Genomic DNA, 20,138 nt, shown 5'->3' with positions numbered 1-20,138 from the left:
AGGCTTGCAGGCTATGCCTAAGGCATCCCCAGAGCCGCTGCCATCTCAGTGATTTCCGTCCAATGCCAGCTGAGTGCCGCGCCGCCAGCCGCGCTGCTCAGAAGTGCATAACCGGCGTCATGCACAGGATCCCAGACGTGATGCCTGCGCGCCAGCCGCACCAGCACCGGATAGGCTGCCAGCATCGACAGGCCCAGTGCCGCAATTCCGCCTGCCAGCCCGAACCAGGCCACACCGCCTAAGAACAGCCCCGTCTGCAGGCAGGCCCGCGCGGCAGAAAACACAAAGAATCCGCGGCTGTCGCCCGCTGCCAGTGCTGCCTGATCATAAGTCATGGTGATCACCGCAGGTGCCAGTGCCAGGGTAATCAGCACGATCATCGGCCCGGCCTGCAGGTAACGGTCATCATAGAGCAGTTGCACCAGCCACGGCCCCGCCCAGGCCATAATTAGCAACAAACTGAGAACGCCGCCCGTCAGCCCGCAGCGCAGCTGCCGTTGCCGCCGCAGGTTCTCAGGTGCCTCTCGCGCAGGCTTGTCGCGGTAGACCGGGATCATCAGCCGCTGGTTGACCGCATGGCCCAGGAGCATCGGAAAACTCGCCAGAAAATAACCGATGTTATAGACCCCCAATACTTCCAGGGAGACGAATTTCCCAAGGATCGCCCGGTCTCCCTGCGAGGTCAGGAACCAGAAGGCTGTAGAGAGGAAGATCCACTTGCCGAAATGGATCAGCTCCCGCGCCGCCGCTCTCTCCCAGCGGAACCGGTTGGCGGCGCTCGGCAGGCCATAATGGCACAGGGCCAGTTTGGCCGCAGCCTGAATGACCCCGCCCAGCACCAGGGCGATAACGGATTGCGTTGCCAGCGCCAGGCCAACCATTGCCGCCAGCCCGATGGCCTGGCCCGCCAGGTCCAGTGCCGTGACCCGCCCTGCCAGCAGATGCCGGTGCGCGGTTTCGATCCGTGTCGGGTTGAAACCTGCAATGGCCAGACCTGCCCCTGCGATGGGCAGATACAGCAGCAGCTCCGGAGCGCCATAGAACGCGGCTGCGGGCCACGCCAGGAGTGCGGTCAGCAGCCACAGGCCGAAGCCCCGGATCACCTGGATGGTCCAGGCAGTGTCCAGAAAATCCGGATCGTCGCCGCGCTTGTTCTGGGCAATCGACGGCCCGATACCGACGTCCGAGAACAGCGACAACCCCACTGTCACCACCGTGACCAGCGCCATCAGGCCAAAGGCCTCGGGAAACAGGATGCGCGTCAGGATCAGGTTCGAGGCCAGCCGCAATGCCTGGCTGCCGCCATACCCGATCATTAGCCAGGAGGCCGAGCGCAGCACCCGCGCAATCATCCCCTGACCGGCAAAAAGCGAAGCCACCCGCTGCATTCCTGCGAAATCCCCTAAACCCGTATGCTGCAGGCTAGGCGGGCGGGGCAGGGGCGTCAATCTTGCAGGGGCAACGGCAGCCGGGAGATGTTCAAGCGGCTGAAATGCAGCAACAATTCCGGCGCCTGTGCTGCATTCTCCACGCCCTCGAGACAAGCTGCATGCGGCGCTGGGCAAGCTGCCAAACCACCGTTAACCTGCCACGGATACATGCACCTGCCAGGAAGCCGCCGCGTTGAAGATCGCCTATGTCCTGAACACTTACCCGCAGCCCTCGCACAGCTTCATCCGCCGCGAGCTGCAGGCGCTGGAGCAGCAGGGCGTGGAGGTATTGCGCCTGGCAATGCGCCCCTCTGATGCCCCTCTGGCCGATCCTGGCGATCAGTCAGAGGCCGCGCGCACCGAATATGTGCTGAAGGCTGGCCCAAGCCGCCTCCTGACGGCGCTGGTGCGGGAGGGACTGGCGGCGCCGCGCCGTTTTTCAAAGGCGCTGGCGCTTGCGCTTCAACTGGCACGCGCCTCGGACAAGGGGGCGCTGCGCCACCTGATCTATCTGGCTGAAGCGGCCCATGTGAAACAGCGCTGCGCGGCGGAAGGCGTGCAGCATATGCACGCGCATTTCGGTACCAACTCGGCGGCGGTGGCGATGCTGGCGCATGTGCTGGGCGGTCCCGCCTACAGTTTCACCGTGCACGGGCCGGAAGAATTCGATGCCCCCCATGCGCTGTCTCTGAGAGAGAAGATCCGCCGCGCTGCCTTCACCGTGGGGGTCAGCAGTTTCGGAAGGAGCCAGCTGAGCCGCTGGTCGGCGTTTGCAAAGTGGGACAGCCTGAAAGTGGTGCACTGCGGCATCGAACCGGCCCGCTTTGCCAGCCCTTTGCCGTTGCCCGGCGGCACGCTGCGGCTTGCCGCCATCGGACGGTTTGTCGAGCAGAAGGGGCAAATGGTACTGGTCCGGGCCATGGCACAGATAGTGGCGCAGGTCCCGGATGCGCAGCTGGCTTTGATCGGTGACGGGGAAATGCGTCCGGAGCTGGAAACGGCCATTGCCGAACTTGGGCTGCAGCGGAATATCACGCTGACCGGCTGGCTGGCAGAGGACAGCGTGCGGCAGGAACTGGGCCGCGCCCATGCGCTAATGATGCCTTCCTTTGCCGAGGGACTGCCGATGGTGGTGATGGAGGCAATGGCCGCCGCCCGGCCGGTCATCGCCACCTATGTTGCGGGCACGCCGGAACTGGTGCAGCCGGGCAAGACTGGCTGGCTGGTGCCTGCCGGCGATGAAACGGCGCTGGCACAAGCCGTTCTGGAACTGTCGCATACTCCTGGGGAGAAACTTGCCGAAATGGGCCAGACCGGCCGCATCAGGGTGCTGGCGCGGCATGACAGTGCCGAAGAAGCAGCCCGCCTGGCTGGGTATTTCCGCGAAGCCATCGACAAATAGCAGTCGTGCCCTCCCGCCCGTCGCCGGCGCATCTGCAGATGCACCGCTCCCCTTGGGCGTGGCCCGGCGCAGGGCGCCGGGCCACGCCCAAGGCCGCCAGGTGTGTCCTGGCGCAGCCAGGACATTCCGCGGGCGCGGGAGAGCCGCGTAAAGCGGCGGGCCGTCAGCGGCCGCGGGTCCAGCGGGTGCGGGAGGCAAACAGCGGCGTTTTCACCGCCAGCGCAACCGCGGCATAGGCCAGGAACCCGGCCGGGTCGCGCAGCAGCAGGCGAAGAACCCTGCTTGCACCAACGCGGGGGGTGTCCTCGTTCAGCATCAAATGCGGGTAGATTTTTGCCACTTCCGCCACTCCGGCATTCTGCCGCCGCCGCACTTTCACCAGATTGCGGAACCCCTCCACCATCGGCCAGCTGTAGGATGCCGCCACCTGCACGCGCTCCTGCGGAGTGAAGTTCAACCGCGCAAAGATGTCGTCGGCGATGATATCCGGCCAGCCGCCCCAGCGCTGGCGCCCGGCACGGTTCATGGCAAAAATACCGAACCCCGGCACGCCGCTTGAGAAGAACGGCAGCCGCATCCAGAACCGCGCATAGGCGCGGGTCACCAGGCTGCGGGCCGGGGAAACCCGCGGGCGGCCGCTGGCATAGCCCGGTGCGCCGCTATCCAAGGCCGCTGCGATCTGCGTGATCAGCTCCGGGGAGATCTGCACATCGGCATCCAGATAGATCAGGATATCTCCGCGCGCAGCGGCGTCACCGGCATTCAGCGCGCCGAGCTTGCCGCCCTCCGGCAGCTCCAGAACCTGCAGCTCCCAGCTTATCGGAACGGCAGTCCTGCGGGCGTGCGCGGCGGTGGCATCGGTGCAGCCATTGGCCAGCACCAGCACCTCTGCCGTCATGCCCGCGGGCAGCGGATCTGACGCAAAGACTGCCTGCAGGCAGCTTCTGATATAGTCCGCCTCGTTATGGGCCGGGATCAGAACGGAGAGCCGCGGGGTCATTTCACCGCCTCCAGTGCGTCCCAGCGCGGGTTCTGATCGCTCAGGGTGCGCAATGCCCCCCAGCTGCCCCATTTTCCGGGTGCGCCGACGTCGGCATAGGCGGTGAACAGGCTGCCGCCAAGCGCCTGCCAGCCGGCCAGCAGCTCGCGGTACAGCCCGCCCATCTCATCCGTGTAGTTGAAATGGGTAAAAAAGCCTGTCAGCTCCGCGTCTTCCACCATCGGGCCGATACCCACCACATGGCTGCCGCCCTCATACATGATCAGATCCAGCCCGTGTGTTTGCGCGGCACCCGCGTGATAGGGCAGCACGCGGCCAAGCAGATCCGCCAGCGTGTCGGCGGGATTGCCGGAGACCTGTCCGCCACGCAACTCCGCCCCGGCCCGGACGCTGGCGGCGTCGTATTGATGCCGTCTTGCAAACTGAGCTGCTGCAGTGCCTGTCAGCCCGCGCTCTGCTGCCAGTGCCAGTGCCTGCGCGCGGCTGTCATCGATCCAGGCGCGCACCACGCCAGAGCGGTCTTCCAGGCCCAGCACGCCGCCGAAATACCCCGTGACTGCATAGGCATCAAAATAGGCAGCAGGTTCCAGCCGCCCGGTCTGTTCAGCCGTCCACAGGGGTGCCGTCAGCACTTGTTCTTCCAGCCCCAGCCAGCCGGTTTGAGACGAAATCACCCTTACCAGCCGTGTGCCGTCTTCGCCGAACACACCGGTCCAGATCTGTGCCACTTCCGCTGCGCGGCCGCCGTAGAACTGCATCCACAATCCCTCGCCCTCCCAGCGCGCCCGGGCCTGGCCATCGGCCCAGGCGGCCTGCTGAAACTGCCAGTTCCAGACCTCGTTGGAGTATTCCACATAGGCGCGCAGGCCTGAATCCAATCCGCGCTCCGCCAGCTGCGCGAAGCGCCGCACATATGTGTCATCTGCCATATGGGGCATGTTGAACCAGGGATCGGCATCCAGCTTATTGGCCAATGCCAGCATCACTTCCGCCGGAACCCCCTTCAGCGCCCAAGTGTAGTCCGACGTCAGCGGCCGGCCTTCCCAGCCGGTCTGCTCAGAGTCATTGGTGGCCATCCAGTCCATGAACCGCAGCGCGGCAAAACCTTCCAGCCGCTCCAGCCACAGCGGATTGAACAGCGCGCCGCTGTCAAACGCTTCCAGATGCTCTTCCCGCACCACGGTGATGTTGCGCACGTACCGGCCGCCGCGGCCCATCCGCTGGATGCGGATCTCCACCGGGCCGGGGCCGGGGGTGTAGTCAAAACGCACCTCGCCTTTGCCATAGCGGACGTTTTCTGCCCTGCCCAGAACCTCAACGATGCCCTCACCTTCGAAGCGCAGGACGTAGCGGCCCGCGAGTGAAACGGCTGTCTCCGGTAGGTCGGTCAGTATCACCGTGCCGATTGAGCTCAGCTCCGGCGGGATCGCGGTGGGCCAGCCAGCCGGGTCCAGATAACCGGCGTCCATCAGGGTGGCATGATCCACACCACCCCATTGCCCGGGTACATGGCCGATCCAGGGGCGGGCGGTTTTAAAATGATCAAGAAACGGCGCCTGGGTGCTCCAGTCGGCAATGCCCGCAAGGTTGATGGCAATGGGCTGGCGAGCTGCGGCTGGAGGCGGTGCGGCAGCGGGAGCGGCCTCCAGTACAGAAGCGTTCAGCACAGGCACGGGCGGATCCTGCGGCAGCGGCGGCGGGTCCGCAGGCAAGGCCGAAGCGCGCGCGCGGCCTCCCTGCGCGGCCTCCCAGGCAACGGCTTGCAGGCGGGCGGCCAATTCACGGGGCGGCGCAGGATAGGGCGTGCCCCAGCGGTCCGACAGCCGGTGCGGCAGCCCGGCGGGGTCCTTGCCCGTCAGCACCGCATATTGCAGCAGCGCCAGAAAGTAGAAGCCGGTTGCATTGGGGTGGATATCATCGGCAAAGACATCGCGGATACTGGAAAGCCCCGGCATGGTGCCTGCCTGGATCTCATCATCCAGCCGCGCCATGGCCTGGCCTGCTGGCAGCAGTTTCACGGTGCCGCCAGTGGCCGTGTTCACCTCTGCCACCACCGCCTGCCAGCGCGGCAGGTCCTGCTCCAGCCGCATCCGCCAGGGCACTCCGGCCCCTTTGTCAAACGGCACATCGGTGCCGGAGCCGCTGTCCAGGCTGTGCCAGGTTTCCTGCAGATAGAAGTGCACATCCGGGTTGGCAGCGCGCGCGAGTTCATAAAACTGCGCGACCGCCTGCTCCGTGCCGCTCCATTCCAGATGATTGGCCAGCGGGATCGCCTCCGTCACGATCACCGCATCGGCAGGTGCGCGCAGTCTTTCGCGTGAATCAACACCTTCGGCGCTGCTGCTGTGCTGCCAATTGTAGCTGAGAGGCGCGCCGTTAATGATCTGTGCTTCGACCCGGGCTTCTGCCTGGGTGTCCAGCAGCTGCTCCAGCATCTGCGGGTTGTCCGGCCCGAACAGCGAATGGCCGATCATCACAACGGATGTGATCAGCGCCTCCAGCTTCATGCCGGCGCTCCGGCGGCGGCAATGCCGGTGCGGGGCAGGGCGCGCACGGTCTCCCAGACGATCTGCTGCACCCTGGCTGCGGCCGCGGCGCTGAAGGCCTCAGCAGGGCTGCCATCCGCGCGGCTCAGCTGATGCGGCAGGCCTATGGGGGGGCGCTGATACAGCACCGCATAGTGGGTCAGGGCCACGACATAGGCGCCCAGATCGTTGATGTGGATCCTGTCCAGTTCCCCTTCAGGCGTGCGGGCAAACAACGCTTCACGTGACACCAGCCCGGGGATTTCCCCGGCCTCCGCTGAACGCGCAACCGCTGCCAGAACCTGCCCGCCGGGGATCAGATACACCGGCTTCTGCGGGTTGCGGCGGCTGTCCGTGCCCAGCAGCTGACGTGTCCACAGAGCGTCCAGGTCCCCGTCAATCCGCTGCAGCCAGCCATCCGGATCATCCAGCCGGTGCCAGGTTTCATAGAGATACAGGCGCGTCTGCGGCGAGGCCTGCCGCGCCAGATCCGCCCATTTCCCCAGGTGCTTGGCCGAATCGAAATACTTGAGCGCATCACGCAGTTCTACCATTTCGGTCAGCACCACCGCGCCGTAACCGCCGGACCCGATTGCCTCCTTCGCATCACGGTAGGCAGGCGCTTGATTGGCGGTCTCAAAATCAAGGATCGCCTCGTCCGGCTCCCAATGCGCCCGCAGCGAAGTGCCCGATCCCAGCTGGCTGTTATAGGCGTGCCCTTCAGGCGCCAGCTGCATCAGCATGTGCGGCATGTCCGGCCCGACCAGCGAATGGCCGAGGTGAAACACCTTCAGCGGCCCTTCAGGCGGGGCCAGCGGCGGCGGCACCGGCACGGACCGGCTGCGGGTGGCAAACACCATCAGCCCCAGCGTGGCGGCGGCTGCGCCCGCGGCCAGAAGCCCGCGCCGCCCCATCATCCGCGCCCCCGGATTTCCGCAGTGGTCATGATGAGGCCCGCACCAATGGCAAAGCGCCCGCCCACCGCCTCGCCGCGCTTGAAAGGCGTCCGGTCGGCGGTGAAAAACGCCTGATAGGCGCTTGCGGCCAGATCAAACTCCAGCTCCATCCCGTCAAAGCCGTAAAACGCCCGGCTCAAGCCGTACTGCGCCTTATAGGCCGCCTCCTTGGCGGAAAAGATCACCTTGGCCATCTGGCCAGGATTGTCCTGCCGTTTCAGCCAGGCCTGCTCCCGGTCAGAGCAGATTGCGGGCAGCAGCTCATTCTTCAGCGGGGTGTCTTCCTCGACGTCGATGCCCAGCCCTTGCACCACTCCGGAATGCGCCAGCACCGCCATGGCGCAGCTCTTGGTATGGGTGATGGAGCCCACCAGCCCCTCAGGCCAGACCGGCGCCCGGTCGCTGCCGACCTGCACCGGGACGGGGGGCACGCCCAGCTGCCGCATCGCCAGATGCACGGCGTCACGGCCTGCGGCAAACTCGTTGCGCCGTTTCGCAACAGCATTGGGCGACAGACCGGCGGCCTCCTCTGCCAGCGGCGCCGGAGGCCTACCCAGCGGATCCGCCCCGGCCAGAGCCACATCGGCGGCAAAAAGCGGCCGGACCAGGGCCAGCCGCTCTGCCAGTCTGCTGTTGCTGTCCGTCATCCGGTCCTTGTCCTGCGGTTTGCCCGCATCGCCCGCCGTTTCGACATCATGTCGCTGCGGTCCGGGGCTGCGGCTGCCTCAGGCTGTTGTTCCGTATTTGCCGGGGTCCCTGCAAGCCCTTCGATGTGCGCGGCCAGTCCGGCCAGGGTCGGAAAGCGGAAAATGTCGGTGATCGACAGGGCGCTGGTGCCCAGTTCCGCGCGCAGTTCCCGGTGCGCCTGCACCGCCAGCAGGGAATGGCCGCCAAGGGCAAAGAAGTTGTCCTGCGCGCCGATGCCGCTGACCCCCAGAATGCGGCTCCAGACCGTGGCAATCCGGGCTTGCGCGCCTGCGTCCAGTGCCACTGCCGGGGCGGCCTTGGCCTGCGCGGGCTGCGGATCCGGCAGCGCCTTGCGGTCGATTTTCTTGTTCGGGGTCAGCGGGAAAGCGTCCAGGGTGACGATATGCGCAGGCACCATGACCTCAGCCAGCCGGGTTGCCAGCGCCTGTTTCAGGGCGTCTCCGGATACAGGTGCAGAAACGGTGACATAGGCAACCAGCTGTTCTGCGCCGGCGTCGCCGCGCGGGACCGCCACGGCGCCGGTCACACCGGGCTGCGCCGTCAGCGCGGCCTCGATCTCCCCCAGCTCAATCCGCTGGCCGCGGATCTTCACCTGATGATCGGTGCGGCCCAGAAAGATGAGACTGCCCGTTTCGCTCCAGCGCACCAGATCGCCGGTGCGGTAGAGGGGCGTTGCAGCGAACGGTGCCTTTACGAAGCGTTCAGCCGTCAATTCCGGCCGCTGCCAGTAGCCGGCGGTGACTCCCGCGCCGCCGATATACAATTCACCTGGAGCCCCTGCGGGCACAGGCGATTGCTTCCCGTCCAGCACGTAAACCTGTGTATTGGCAACCGGCGTTCCAATCCCGGCTGTCCCCGCAGGGACGGTGCTGATTTTCTCCACCGTCGACCAGATCGTCGTCTCGGTCGGCCCGTACATGTTGTGGATGTCCGCGCGTGTGGCCGCGCGCAGCGCCTGCACCAGATCACCCGGCAGCGCCTCGCCGCCCACCAGCAGATGCTGCAGCTGGCCCAGACAGGCGCTGGCATCCCCGTCTGCGGCAATCATCCGCGCCATTGATGGCGTGCATTGCATGTGGCTGACGCCATGGCGCACGATCTGTGCCGCCAGCGAGAAATCATCCGCCGCCAGCTCCTGCGGCGCGTTCGACAGGCGCAGCACCTCAGCCAGCGGCTTCAGCCCCTCCAGCACCACGTCCGGCGCGATGCCGTAGTCGATCAGGCAGGCGATCTCATCGACGCCGATGCGCTTCAGCTGCTCCACCCGCTGGCAGGCATCCTGGATGGTGCCGAACAACCCGGAGTCCTCGAAATAGCGCTCAAAGGCGAAATCGAGGATGGCTTCCAGTTCCTCCTCCGACAGCATTCCCAGGTCCATCTCGAAGGGGTTCTTCACGCCTTCGGGTTTCTTGAAGGCGGGGAAGGCCCAGGCGTATTGCTTGATCAGCCCGGCGGCAGACCGCAGGTAGTCCTTCATCGGCTCCCGCGCGACGCGGCGGGCTTCCTCGCGGGTTTCCGCCAGATAGCTGTGCAGCATCAACGTGACCTTGAAATCCGCAGGATCATGGCCGGCCGCGCGCAGGGCGTCATGGTAGATGCGGATCTTGCCCGCGACTTCATCAATGCTCTGGCCCAGAAGATGGGTCAGCACGTTTGCCCCGATCGACCCCGCTTCGCGCCAGGTTTCCGGGTTGCCCGCGGTCGTCACCCAGACCGGCAATTCCTTGGACACCGGGCGGGGCTGGGTCAGGACGCTGTGCTCCCCGCCGTCCTTGCGGGGAAAGGCCACTTCCTCGCCGCGCCACAGCTTGCGCACGGTTTCGATGGTTTCAAACAGTGCGGGCTTATTGGCGGGCGGGGTGTTTTCGGGGCGCAGGATGAAGTCATCCGGCTGCCAGCCGGAGGCAAAGCCGATGCCGGCGCCCCCCGCGGTCAGATTGTCGATCACCGCCCATTCCTCGGCAATCCGCGCGGGGTGGTGCAAGGGCGCGACGCAGGAGCCGGAACGCACACCGATGTTCTGCGTCACCGCAGCAACGGCGGCACCAGTGACGGACGGGTTCGGGTAGGGCCCGCCAAAGGCGTGGAAATGACGCTCCGGCGTCCAGACCGCATTGAAGCCGTGCCGGTCGACAAACTTGGCGCCTTCCAGCAGCAGGTGGTATTTCTGCGGCCCCGGCCCGTCGTCATTGCCCCAGTAGAACAGGTTGAAATCCATCTTGCGATCGCTGAGGGCCACCGGCCCCTTGGACAGCTCCAGCCGGCTTTCGTCGCTGGAAAGCACCAGCTTCAGCCCGCGCGAGAGCGTCCAGAACAGCTCCAGAACCGAGATGTCAAAGCTGAGGCTGGTCACCGCCAGCCAGGCATCGCCGGGCTGGTGCGGGATGCGCTGGTCCATACCGGTAAAGAAGTTCGCGGCATTGTCGTGGGTGACCATCACCCCCTTGGGCAAGCCAGTGGAGCCGGAAGTGTAGATCAGATAGGCCAGATCGCTGCCGGTGGCGCCGCCATCAGTGTTTTCACCCTCTGTCCCCGCAGGGACGTCCTCAATTTTCAGCACCTGCGCATCCGACGGCGGCAGGCTTGCGGCCAGCGCGCCCTGGGTCACGATCACCTGCGCCTGGCTGTCGGTGATGTAGTGCGCGATGCGATCGGCGGGGTAGGCGGGATCCAGCGGCACATAGGCGCCGCCGGCCTTCATCACCCCAAGCGCGGCAAACACCAGCTCCGGCGCGCGGCGGATGTGGAGACCCACATGTACGCCCGGTTTCACGTTCATTTCACGCAGGCGCCCGGCCACCGCTTTGGCGCGCATGTTGACCTCAGCGTAGGTGAAGCTCTGGTCCTCGAACACCAGTGCGGTGGCATCCGGGGTCTTTGCAGCCTGCGCCTCGAAGGCTGCGTGGATTGTCAGGCCGGCCGGGACGTCCGCAGCGGTCTGGTTCCAGTCCTCCAGCAGCATCTTGCGCTCGGATTCGGGCAGGATTGGCAGCTCTGCCACGGTTCTGCTGCTGTCCTCTGCAATGGCGTTCAAAACCAGGTCCAGCCGCGCGGCGAGCAGGTCCGCAGCGTCTGGCGTCAGGGCGGCCGCGTCGCAGTGCAGTGCCAGGGCGCCAGCGTTCAGGGAGACCGTGACGGCACAGCCCGCAACCGCCGCATCATCGCCCAGCATCAGGCCGATGGCGGGCTGGGCCTGTGCGGAAATCTCCGGTGCGCGGGCCACCAGATCCTCTGCAAAGCCGCCAAATTTCCGTGTTTTATCAATATTTTGTGCGGTGCGATCCGCCAGGGCCGCAACACTATCCTGCCGCTGCGCCTGCAGCGGCACCCAAGCGGAAATCAAGCCGGGCAAGCCCTCCGCGCCTACAGCGGAAAGCGCAATATCACCGGTTTCCGCGCCGCTGCTGAGCAGGGCAAAGGCGAGGACGGCTGCGGCGGCTTGCTCTTCACTCAGACCGACGGGCAGGGCGATGTCCCGGCGGCTGTATTCACTGCTGCAGCGGCCTGAGGCCAGCGGCATCTGCACCGGCTGCATTGCGGCGAGCCGCTGGCGCCAGTGGCTTTCACCCCCTTGGACCGCAGCAAGACGGGCAGTGAGTGCCCCGGTCTCTGCTGCGGTCAGGGAGGGAACCTGATCTCCGGGTGCGGTCAGTTTGGTAACGTCCAGCACCTGGCCTGCGGGTGTGGTCAGGCGGGACAGTGTGAGGGCGCCGCTGCCGGTTGCGACTTTTACGGTGGACTTGCTGACCTCCAGCACGGTGCCCGGCGCGCCGCTGCCCTCAGCAGCATCCGCGGCTCCGGCCAGCACGACGTTCCCGCCAAGACGCAGCTTGGCGGCGCACAGCGGGTTCCAGTAGCCGCCGGTGTCCAGCGCCTGCACCAGCCGGGCCAGTTCCGCTGCCGGGCGGGAGACGTCCAGCATCCCGCCTGCCTCTGGACGGTCGGACTTCCTGAACAGGCGGCGCTGGCTCAGGTCTTGCGGTTGACGGTTCAACTCACCGGTTTCCAGCTGGGAGACGACCTCGCCGAAACTGTCCATCGCCGCGGCATAGCATTTGGAGTTGAGGCTGAAGGCGGTTTCATCCTCAGCGACATCAAAAAGCCGCTGGGCCAGGATATCGCCCTCATCCACGCCGCCCTCAATCAGGTGCCAGGTGATGCCATGCTGCGCCTCGCCATTGATCAGGGCCCAGTTCGGTGTGTTGAGACCTGCGTAATGGGGCAGCGGGCCGTCGTGGAAATTAACTGCGCCCTTGGCGGCCTGCGCCAGCACCGCATCCGGGATCACCGTCAGGTTGGCGATCGACAGCAGCCAGTCAAAGCCGCCATTGAGCTCTGCGGGAGTGTTCAGAATGTCCAGCCCCTTGTCCGCGGCCCAGGCGCGGATGCCGGCATCCTGCGATACCACCGCCCGGATCTGGTGGCCGCGGGCCAGCAGCGCCTCGGCGCAGCCGATCAGAAGGGATTCATTGCCAATCAGGGCACAGGTGAATGCGGTCATTTCTGCTCCTTTGCAAGCGGAGAAGGGAGGCGCGTTTCCGAAGTGGGGTGGTGGCGCGGCGCAAACGGCGCGCGCAGGCTGTGCAGGCAGAGATCGCGCAGGAAATGCGGCGGATCGGCCTGCGGCTTGTTCTGGATCAGGCGGCGCAGGCCATAGATCAGGCTGCCGGAGATGCGGGCCAGCGTGGCGGCGGCGGCATAGGCGCGGCCGTGGTTCTTGACGAAGTAGTGCAGGCGCGAGTCGAACCAGTAGCGCGGCGTGCGCTGCCAGCCCTTCATGCCGGTCGAGGCGGAGCCGATATGCGCCACTTCGCTGGCGGGCACATAGTGGGTGCGCCAGCCCGCCCGTGCGGCCCGGCGGCAGAGGTCAGTCTCTTCAAAGTAAAGGAAGAAGGTCTCGTCAAAACCGCCAGCGGCCTCAATCGCCTCGCGGCGGATCATCAGGCTGGCGCCGGCAGTCCAGTCGACCTGCACCTCTGCCTGCGGCATCTCCATGGCGACGACCCAGGGTTTCAGCAGCCGGGTGAAGATGCCGGTCCGCACGCTGGCCTCGAATTCGCCCGCGATGGAGGGAAAGCGGAAGGCGGTGCGGTGCGGCGCCCCGTCCGTGCCGCGCACATAAGACCCTGCAAGGCCCGCGCCTGGACGCTCCAGCAGGAAATCGCGAAGGGTGCGGATGGTGTCCCCCTGCACAAATGCGTCGGAGTTCAGGAGATAGTAGAACTCCGGCGCGCTGCCGTCCGCGAGGCCGGTGCCGAGGCCGATGTTCATGCCTGCGCCAAAGCCGCCGTTCACCGGCGAGGCGATCACCCGCACCCGGTTGCTGTCCAGCCAGCCGCGTGCCCGGGCAGCCGCCCGGATCTGGTCAAAGGAGCCGTCGCCGGAGCCATTGTCGATGATCAGCAGCTCTCCCGGCAGGTCTTCCAGCTCGCACAGCGCCGTTTCAGCGGCCTGCACTGTCATCTCCGGGGTGCGGAAATTCAGAAGAATGATGAGGATGCGCTGTTGGGCCATGATGGTTACTCCGCCGCCCGGATGGAGCGGGACGGGCTGGAGGCTGCTGCCCGGTCTGCGGCATCGAGCCGCGTTTTGACGCCGGCGGCCAGCACGCTGACGTTCGGCACCAGCACCATGCTGTCATGGTCGCCCGGCACTTCGTCCACCTCGACGGCGGGCGCCCAGCGGGTCCAGTCGTTGTCGGCGAACACATACTCGCGTTCGCTGCTGACCCAATGGCCGCCGCTGACCTTCCATTTGCGGTCCAAGGGCGGGCGGAACAGCGTCAACGGGCCGTGCCAGGGTTTGAGATCATACGTCTCCACCGCGGCGCGGAAGGCCAATTCGATCTTGCGGTTGTTGAACTCGGGCAAGGCGCCGGTTTCTGCCGGTCTGGCGCGGCGTTTTTCAAACTCCCAGGCGATCCGGTTCCTGGCCCATTCGCTCAGGTAGCCCAGTCCCTTTCTGCGCAGTTCTTCCAGCTTGATCAATGCCTTGTCCTGACGCGACAGGGCGGGGCGCACAGGCAGCGGCGTATCCAGCAGGATCAGCGCCGCGGTGTCCTGGCCCTGCTGCTTCAACTGCTGCGCCATCTCATAGGCGGTAATGCCGCCGCCGGAGAAGCCGCCCAGCAGATAGGGGCCGTCGGGCTGGATCCGGCGGATTTCTTCCAGGCAGCTGCGGGCGGCATCCTCAATCCTGTCATGCGGCGCATCGCTGCCCACCAGCCCCTTGGCTTGCAGGCCATAGACCGGGCGGTCCTTGCCCACCAGCAGCGCCAGATGCCGCAGGTTCAGCACGTTGCCGAACATGCCTGCAACCAGGAAGAAAGGCCGCCGCCCGGTGCCGTCGCCGGGGTGCAGCTGCACCAGATGGGTGAACTGCGGCTTCTCTTCGGCAGCCTGCGTGCCGCCGCCCGGCTCCTCAGCAACTCCGCCGCCGGTGCGTTCAATGATCCGTTCCGCCAGCGCGGCAACGCTGGGCGCCTCGAACAGAACCGACAGCGGGAATTCCACATCAAAGGCGCGTTTCACCTGCGCAAACAGCCGCACCGCAATCAGGGAGTGACCGCCGAGGTCAAAAAAACTGTCTTCTATACCGACCTGGCTGACCCCCAGGAGCGAGGCAAACAGCTTTGCCAGCTGCTCTTCCACCGGGTTGCGCGGAGCGACATAGTCGGTGTCGAGCTGCGGCCGGTCAAATGTCTGGGCCTCCGCCTCAGCCGGTGTGCTTTGCTCCGCTTGGGCGATCAGGGCTGGCAAGTCCAGCGAGGAAACCACCACCTGCGGCAAGCCAGCGGCCAGGGCGCGGGCCAGAGCCTCGCCGCCTTCCTCTGCCTTGATGCCGTTTGAGATGTTCAGCTGCAAGCGGCGCTCCTCGGGCGACAGCGGCTGCGGGCTGCTGGCGGGTTCCAGCCCCAGCTGGGCGGCTGTTGCATCTGCCTCGCCTTGTTCTGCTGCCGCATCGAAACCGCCTGCCAGACGCTGCATCCGGAAACCCTCGATTTCCACCAGCACGGCGCCATCAGGGCCGGTCAGGGTCACGTCGAAAGCGGCTGAGCCATTGGCATCACTGCTGGCGAGGCGCATGTGGCTGAAGACTTGCGGGGTCAGCGGCGCATAGACCCGGATGGTGCCGTAGGAGACCGGCACCCACAGCGTCGTGGCGTCATACCCGGGGATCAGCTGCATCGCCCAGCCGGTGGCCAGATCCAGCAGGCCGGGGTGCAGCAGGCAGCCGTCGCCAGCCGCCGCATCCGGCAGCGACAGGGCGGCAATCCCTTCGCCGTCGCCCAGGGCTGCGCGGTCCAGCACATGCCAGCGCGGGCCGAAATTCAGATGCGCCTCCTGCGGGGAACGCAGGCGCCCGCGCGCAGGCGCCTGCTCCTCCGGGCATCGGGTGAAAATCGTCTGGAGGGGGAGGGGGGCGGGGCGTTCTGCCGCCGCCGTTAAGGCCAGCATTGCCTGACAATTCAAACGGTAACCATTTGTAAATCCCGAGTAAACAAACAGTTCATAACCATTTTCATTAGCTTCTAACTTTACCAGTGCCTCGCGCGTGCGGCCTTCTTCCGCAATCAGCGGGCGCAGGAAGTAGAGGTCCCGGATCTCGAAGGGATCTTCCACGCCTATGGCAGACAGCGCCTCGGCGGCCATTTCGACATAGCCGGTGCCGGGCACCAGTGCGGTGCCATACCTGGTGCGGTGCTCATCCAGCAGCCAGTCGGCCGTGCTGAAACTGGGGGTGAAGATGCGGTTGCCCGCGGCATCAAACGCCTGCTGCTGCAGCAGCGGCTGCGGGCAGGGTTCCGGTGTGCTGGCGCCTGCGTTGGCGTTGCGGCCCGCCATGGCGTCAGCGGCCATGCCGGTATCCGCCCAGACGCCCCAATCCACGGCAATCACCCGCGTCTGACCGCCCGCGCGGTGCTTGGCCCAGGCGTTGAGGTACTCATTGGCGGCGATGTAATCCACCTGACCCGCGGGCCGGGTCGCGGTGGAAGAGGAGGAGAACAGCACCATCAGTTCCAGGCTGCCGTCCGGGAACACGGTATCGAGCGCCCGCAGTCCGCTGACCTTGGGGGCCAGGACCCGGGCGATCTGGTCGTCGTCCTTGGCCAGCAGCGGGCCATCATTGATGACACCGGCCCCATGGATCACCCCGGTGACAGGGCCAAAGGCCGCCTCGGCCTGCTCCCGTGCCGCGCGCAGGTCGCCACTGTTGCAAACGTCGGCAGAGAGCGGCAGCACAGCACCCTTGCCGTCCGCCTCCAGCGCCATGACGGCACGGATGCGCTGGGCGGTGCGGTTCACTGGGCTGTGGCTGGCCAGATACCGCTCCCAGGTCTCGCGCGCCGGCAGACCGTCGCGGGAGATCAGCGAGACCCTGGCGCCGTAGCCGCGCATCAGGTGGGCCGCAATGGTCAGGCCGATGCCGCCATAGCCGCCGGTGATCAGGTAGTGGCCGCCCTGTTTGAAGGGCGGGGTTTCCGGCTCGGGCAGCGGCTGCGGGCGCCAGCTGAGTTCAAATCGCTTGTCGCCGCGCCAGGCGGCGGAGAGGTTTGCCGGTTCCGCCATCACTTCTTCGAGAAGGCGGCGGGTAATATCCGTCTGCGCCGCCGGGTTGCGGCGGGCAAAGAGGCCCTGCGGAGCCTGCGGCAGTTCAATGTCCACCGCCGAGCAGGTCAATCCCGGCAGTTCCCGCGGGATCACCCCCAGCGGCCCTGCGATCATGGCCTTTTCCGGATAGGGCAGCGCCTCATCCCGGACCTGCGCGGCACCGGTGGTAAAGACCGTCAGATGCGCCGGGCCGGGCAGATCTGCATTGCCCAGTTCCTGCGCCAGGGCGGTCAGGGAATGGAATCCCATCTCAAGGTTGCGGTCAAAGAAGGAGGAACCGGGGCGGAAGCTTTCGCTCTCGGTCACCAGCCAGAAATGCGCGATGCGGTCCGGCAGTCGCCCGGCCTCTGCCAGATCCGCCAGCAGCGCGCCATAGGCGGCGCGGCCCTGCTCCGGCGGCAGGATATAGGAGGCGGGTGAAAGCTGCGCATAGGTGTCGCCTGCGCGGACACGGACAACGCTGTGGTTTGCAGCCTCCAGCCTTTCGGCAATGCGGGCGGCGTGGCCCGCCTCATCCTCGAAAATGAGCCAGTTGTGCGGTTCCTGCGCCAGCTCTTGCCCCGCATCCAGCGCGCAATCGGCCAGCCGCGGACGCCAGGCCGGGCGGTAGCCCCATTTGCCCGGATCATCGTGACGGGACGGGGCGTCGCCCTCGCTCTCAGCGGCTGGTTTGCCGGGCTCGATGAAATAGCGGCTGCGCTGGAAGGCATAGCCCGGCAAAGGCAGGCGGTTGCGGCGCGCCTCGCCCCAGATCTGCGGCCAGTCGGCCTCCACCCCGCAGGCCCAGAGCCGGCCGATGACGCCAAAGAAATAGCTGTCGTCCATCACGTCCTGATCGGGGTGGCGCAAGGAGCTGAGCACCTGTCCCTGCTTCACCGCAGGCGACATCTGCGCCAAGGCGCTGAGGGCCTTGCCGGGGCCGACCTCCAGGAACACCCGGTCCGGGGTCTTGGCAAGGGTCTCGATGCAGTCGGCATAGCGCACGGTGTTGCGCAGCTGGCCGGTCCAGTAGTCCGCGCTGGTGGCCTGTTCAGCGGTCAGGGCGGTCCCGATGCGGTTCGAAATAACCGGCAGGCCGGGCGCCGACAGGGTCAGATTGCGGATGAAATCGCCATAGTCCTGCAGGATGCCGTCCAGCATCCGCGAGTGGGCGGCGATGTCGATGGGGATGCGCTGGTGTTCGGCCTCGCGGACGGTCAGCTCTGCCGACAGCCTGTCCAGCGCCTCCTGCGGGCCGGAGACGGCGGTGAGCGAGGGCGCATTCACGCTGGCGATATCCAGATCATAGCCGATGATGGCCTCAACCTCGGCCAGGGGCAGGGCAATCGACAGCATGCCGCCTGCGGGCACGGTGTCAAACAGCCGCCCGCGCAAGAGGACTAGATCAATGCAGTCCTCAAAGGACATTACGCCGGCCAGGCAGGCGGCGGTGTTCTCGCCCATTGAGTGGCCGACCAGCGCGGCGGGCTTCACGCCCCAGCTGATCCACAGCTGCGCCAGCGCGTATTCGACGATCATGATCAGCGGCAGCTGCACCGAGGGCTGCTGCAGCTTGGCGTTGGCCGCATCCTCCTCGCCTTCTTCAGGCAGCCAGATGGCGCGGATATCGTAGTCGAGGCTCTGCTGCAGATGGTCCAGCCCGCGGTCCATCCACTCGGCAAAGACCGGTTCGGTCTCGTATAGATCCCGCGCCATGCCCGCATATTGCGCACCGCCGCCGGGGAACATGAACACCACCTCGGGCGCGTTGCCCAGCCGGTCATGGGTGAAGACCTTGCGGGGATCGTTTTCCTCAATCAGCTCAATGGCTTCGGCAGCGGTTTCCGCCACCAGAACCCGCCGCTTGGCAAAGCCGCGGCGGCCCTCCTTGAGGGTATAGGCCACATCGGCCAGATCGGCCGCGGGATTGGATTTCAAATAGTCCGCCAATCCTTGAGTGTTGGCGTCCAGCGCCGCCTTGGACTGTCCGGAAACACAAAGGATCTGGAATGGAAAGTCGCTTTCTTCCGAGGCTGCGCGTTCCGGGGCTTCCTCCAGGATCACATGTGCATTGGTGCCGCCCACCCCCAGCGAGTTGATGCCGGCGCGCCGCGGCCCCTTGTGCGGTGTCCACGGGGTGAGGGCGGCGTTCACGCGGAACGGCGAGGTCTCAAAATCAATCGCCGGGTTCGGCGCCTCGTACCCCAGCGAAGGCGGAATTTCCTTGTGATGCAGCGCCAGCGCGGTCTTGGTGAGGCTGGCAACGCCCGCCGCGGTGTCCAGATGGCCGATGTTGGTCTTGACGGAGCCGATGCGGCAATAGCCCGTGTCACTGGTGGTGGCGCGGTAGGCGTCGGTCAGGGCCGAAACCTCAATCGGGTCGCCCAGATAGGTGCCGGTGCCGTGGCATTCCACATAGTCGATGGTCTCCGCCGGGGTGCCGGCTGCGTCCAGCGCCATTTGCACCGCTGCCGACTGGCCGCCCACCGAGGGGGCCAGATAGCCGGCCTTGTCCGCGCCGTCGTTGTTGATGGCCGAACCCTTGATGACCGCCCAGATGTGGTCGCCATCGGCAATCGCATCCTCCAGCCGCCGGAGCGCCACAGCGCCGGCACCGGAGCCGAAGACCGTGCCTTGCGCCCGGTGGTCGAACGCGTGGCAGTGGCCATCCGGACTAAGGATCTCGTTTTCCTTGTAAAGATAGCCGCGGCCCTGCGGCAGTTCGATGGTAACACCTCCCGCCAGCGCCATATCGCACTCGCCTTCGCGCAGGGCTTTACAGGCGTAATGCACCGCCACCAGCGATGTGGAGCAGGCGGTCTGCACGTTGACCGAAGGGCCATGCAGGTCAAAGACATGGCTCACGCGGGTCGACAGGAAATCCTTGTCGTTGCCGGTGTGGCGCAGCAGGAACATGCCCACGTCATCGACCAGGCCCGGGTTGGAGCAGATATTGAAGTAGAAATAGCTGCCCATGCCGCAGCCCGCGTAAACACCGATGGGGCCATTGATGCTTTCGGGCGGATGGCCTGCGTTTTCCATCGCCCCCCAGGCCACCTCCAGGAACTTGCGGTGCTGCGGGTCCAGGATCGCGGCTTCCTTGGGGCTGAAGCCGAAGAATTCGGCGTCAAACTCGTCAAATTCCTGCAGCCGGGCCGAGGCGGGCACATAGTTCGGGTCGGCCATGACCGATGCACGCTCGCCGTTTTCCAGCAGCGTTTCGCGGTCCAGCACCTCAATCGATTCAATGCCTGCGCGCAGGTTCTGCCAGAACGCTTCGGCAGACCCAGCGCCCGGCACTGTTACCGACAGCCCGACAATGGCAATGTCACCGGGCCTTGTCTGTTTTGCAGCGCCCCCCGCTGCGGATGTCCCATCCTGCATCGTCAATACCTGACCCCACTAGCCCTTCGCAAACAACCCGGCACGCCGCAGCCAATCCGCTTTGCGAAGATGGCAGGGCCCGCCGGACGGGTTTATTTTCGGGTGCCGGGGTTCTCCCCGGCTGCTGGCCCGGCCTTGCGGC

General features: G+C 66.0%; 9 protein-coding genes. 1 reads left to right on the top strand and 8 read right to left on the bottom strand.

What is annotated here, in order from left to right:
- Window positions 1-17 precede the first annotated feature (17 nt).
- Window positions 18-1,388: an oligosaccharide flippase family protein gene (locus N6L27_RS06095; protein ID WP_271906336.1), complete on the bottom strand. Its 1,371-nt coding sequence runs from the start codon at window positions 1,386-1,388 to the stop codon at window positions 18-20.
- A 235-nt stretch (window positions 1,389-1,623) separates the two neighbouring features.
- On the opposite strand from N6L27_RS06095, the gene N6L27_RS06090 reads away from it, so the two are divergent.
- A complete protein-coding gene (locus tag N6L27_RS06090) occupies window positions 1,624-2,832 on the top strand; it encodes a glycosyltransferase (RefSeq protein ID WP_271906335.1) in 1,209 nt (402 codons plus the stop codon).
- Between the two features lie 163 nt (window positions 2,833-2,995).
- Here N6L27_RS06090 and N6L27_RS06085 read toward each other — a convergent pair whose 3' ends face one another.
- From N6L27_RS06085 to N6L27_RS06055, 7 genes are read right to left on the bottom strand one after another with little or no spacing between them, the layout of a single operon-like run.
- Window positions 2,996-3,832 carry a glycosyltransferase family 2 protein gene (locus N6L27_RS06085; protein ID WP_271906334.1) on the bottom strand — a complete coding sequence of 279 codons (837 nt, stop codon included), beginning with the start codon at window positions 3,830-3,832 and terminating at the stop codon, window positions 2,996-2,998.
- Entirely contained in the window at window positions 3,829-6,339 is a 2,511-nt protein-coding gene (locus tag N6L27_RS06080) for a hypothetical protein (RefSeq protein ID WP_271906333.1), read from the bottom strand. Before N6L27_RS06080 ends, N6L27_RS06085 begins: the two co-directional genes overlap by 4 nt.
- Entirely contained in the window at window positions 6,336-7,274 is a 939-nt protein-coding gene (locus N6L27_RS06075; RefSeq protein WP_442915730.1) for a hypothetical protein, read from the bottom strand. Before N6L27_RS06075 ends, N6L27_RS06080 begins: the two co-directional genes overlap by 4 nt.
- Window positions 7,271-7,960 (bottom strand): 4'-phosphopantetheinyl transferase family protein, encoded by a 690-nt coding sequence (locus N6L27_RS06070; protein ID WP_271906332.1) that lies wholly within the window; start codon window positions 7,958-7,960, stop codon window positions 7,271-7,273. The genes N6L27_RS06075 and N6L27_RS06070 overlap by 4 nt, the downstream gene beginning before the upstream one ends.
- The gene (locus N6L27_RS06065) at window positions 7,957-12,522 is read right to left on the bottom strand and encodes a MupA/Atu3671 family FMN-dependent luciferase-like monooxygenase (protein WP_271906331.1); all 4,566 of its coding nucleotides are present in this window, start codon (window positions 12,520-12,522) and stop codon (window positions 7,957-7,959) included. The genes N6L27_RS06070 and N6L27_RS06065 overlap by 4 nt, the downstream gene beginning before the upstream one ends.
- Window positions 12,519-13,535 (bottom strand): glycosyltransferase family 2 protein, encoded by a 1,017-nt coding sequence (locus N6L27_RS06060; RefSeq protein ID WP_271906330.1) that lies wholly within the window; start codon window positions 13,533-13,535, stop codon window positions 12,519-12,521. Before N6L27_RS06060 ends, N6L27_RS06065 begins: the two co-directional genes overlap by 4 nt.
- A 5-nt stretch (window positions 13,536-13,540) precedes the next feature.
- On the bottom strand, window positions 13,541-19,996 hold the full coding sequence (locus N6L27_RS06055; protein ID WP_271906329.1) for a type I polyketide synthase: 6,456 nt from the start codon (window positions 19,994-19,996) through the stop codon (window positions 13,541-13,543).
- Window positions 19,997-20,138 lie beyond the last annotated feature (142 nt).

It is taken from the genome of Leisingera sp. SS27 (assembly GCF_028368855.1).
GTDB lineage: Bacteria > Pseudomonadota > Alphaproteobacteria > Rhodobacterales > Rhodobacteraceae > Leisingera.
The sequence above is the reverse complement of the archived record's forward strand: the minus strand, read 5'-3'. Positions and strand labels throughout refer to the sequence as shown.

Excerpts from the sequence above, each read along its gene's own strand:
- N6L27_RS06095 (WP_271906336.1), bottom strand. The coding sequence starts at position 1,388 with ATGCAGCGGGTGGCTTCGCTTTTTGCCGGTCAGGGGATGATTGCGCGG.
- N6L27_RS06085 (WP_271906334.1), bottom strand. The coding sequence starts at position 3,832 with ATGACCCCGCGGCTCTCCGTTCTGATCCCGGCCCATAACGAGGCGGAC.
- N6L27_RS06080 (WP_271906333.1), bottom strand. The coding sequence starts at position 6,339 with ATGAAGCTGGAGGCGCTGATCACATCCGTTGTGATGATCGGCCATTCG.
- N6L27_RS06075 (WP_442915730.1), bottom strand. The coding sequence starts at position 7,274 with ATGATGGGGCGGCGCGGGCTTCTGGCCGCGGGCGCAGCCGCCGCCACG.
- N6L27_RS06070 (WP_271906332.1), bottom strand. The coding sequence starts at position 7,960 with ATGACGGACAGCAACAGCAGACTGGCAGAGCGGCTGGCCCTGGTCCGG.
- N6L27_RS06065 (WP_271906331.1), bottom strand. The coding sequence starts at position 12,522 with ATGACCGCATTCACCTGTGCCCTGATTGGCAATGAATCCCTTCTGATC.
- N6L27_RS06060 (WP_271906330.1), bottom strand. The coding sequence starts at position 13,535 with ATGGCCCAACAGCGCATCCTCATCATTCTTCTGAATTTCCGCACCCCG.
- N6L27_RS06055 (WP_271906329.1), bottom strand. The coding sequence starts at position 19,996 with ATGCAGGATGGGACATCCGCAGCGGGGGGCGCTGCAAAACAGACAAGG.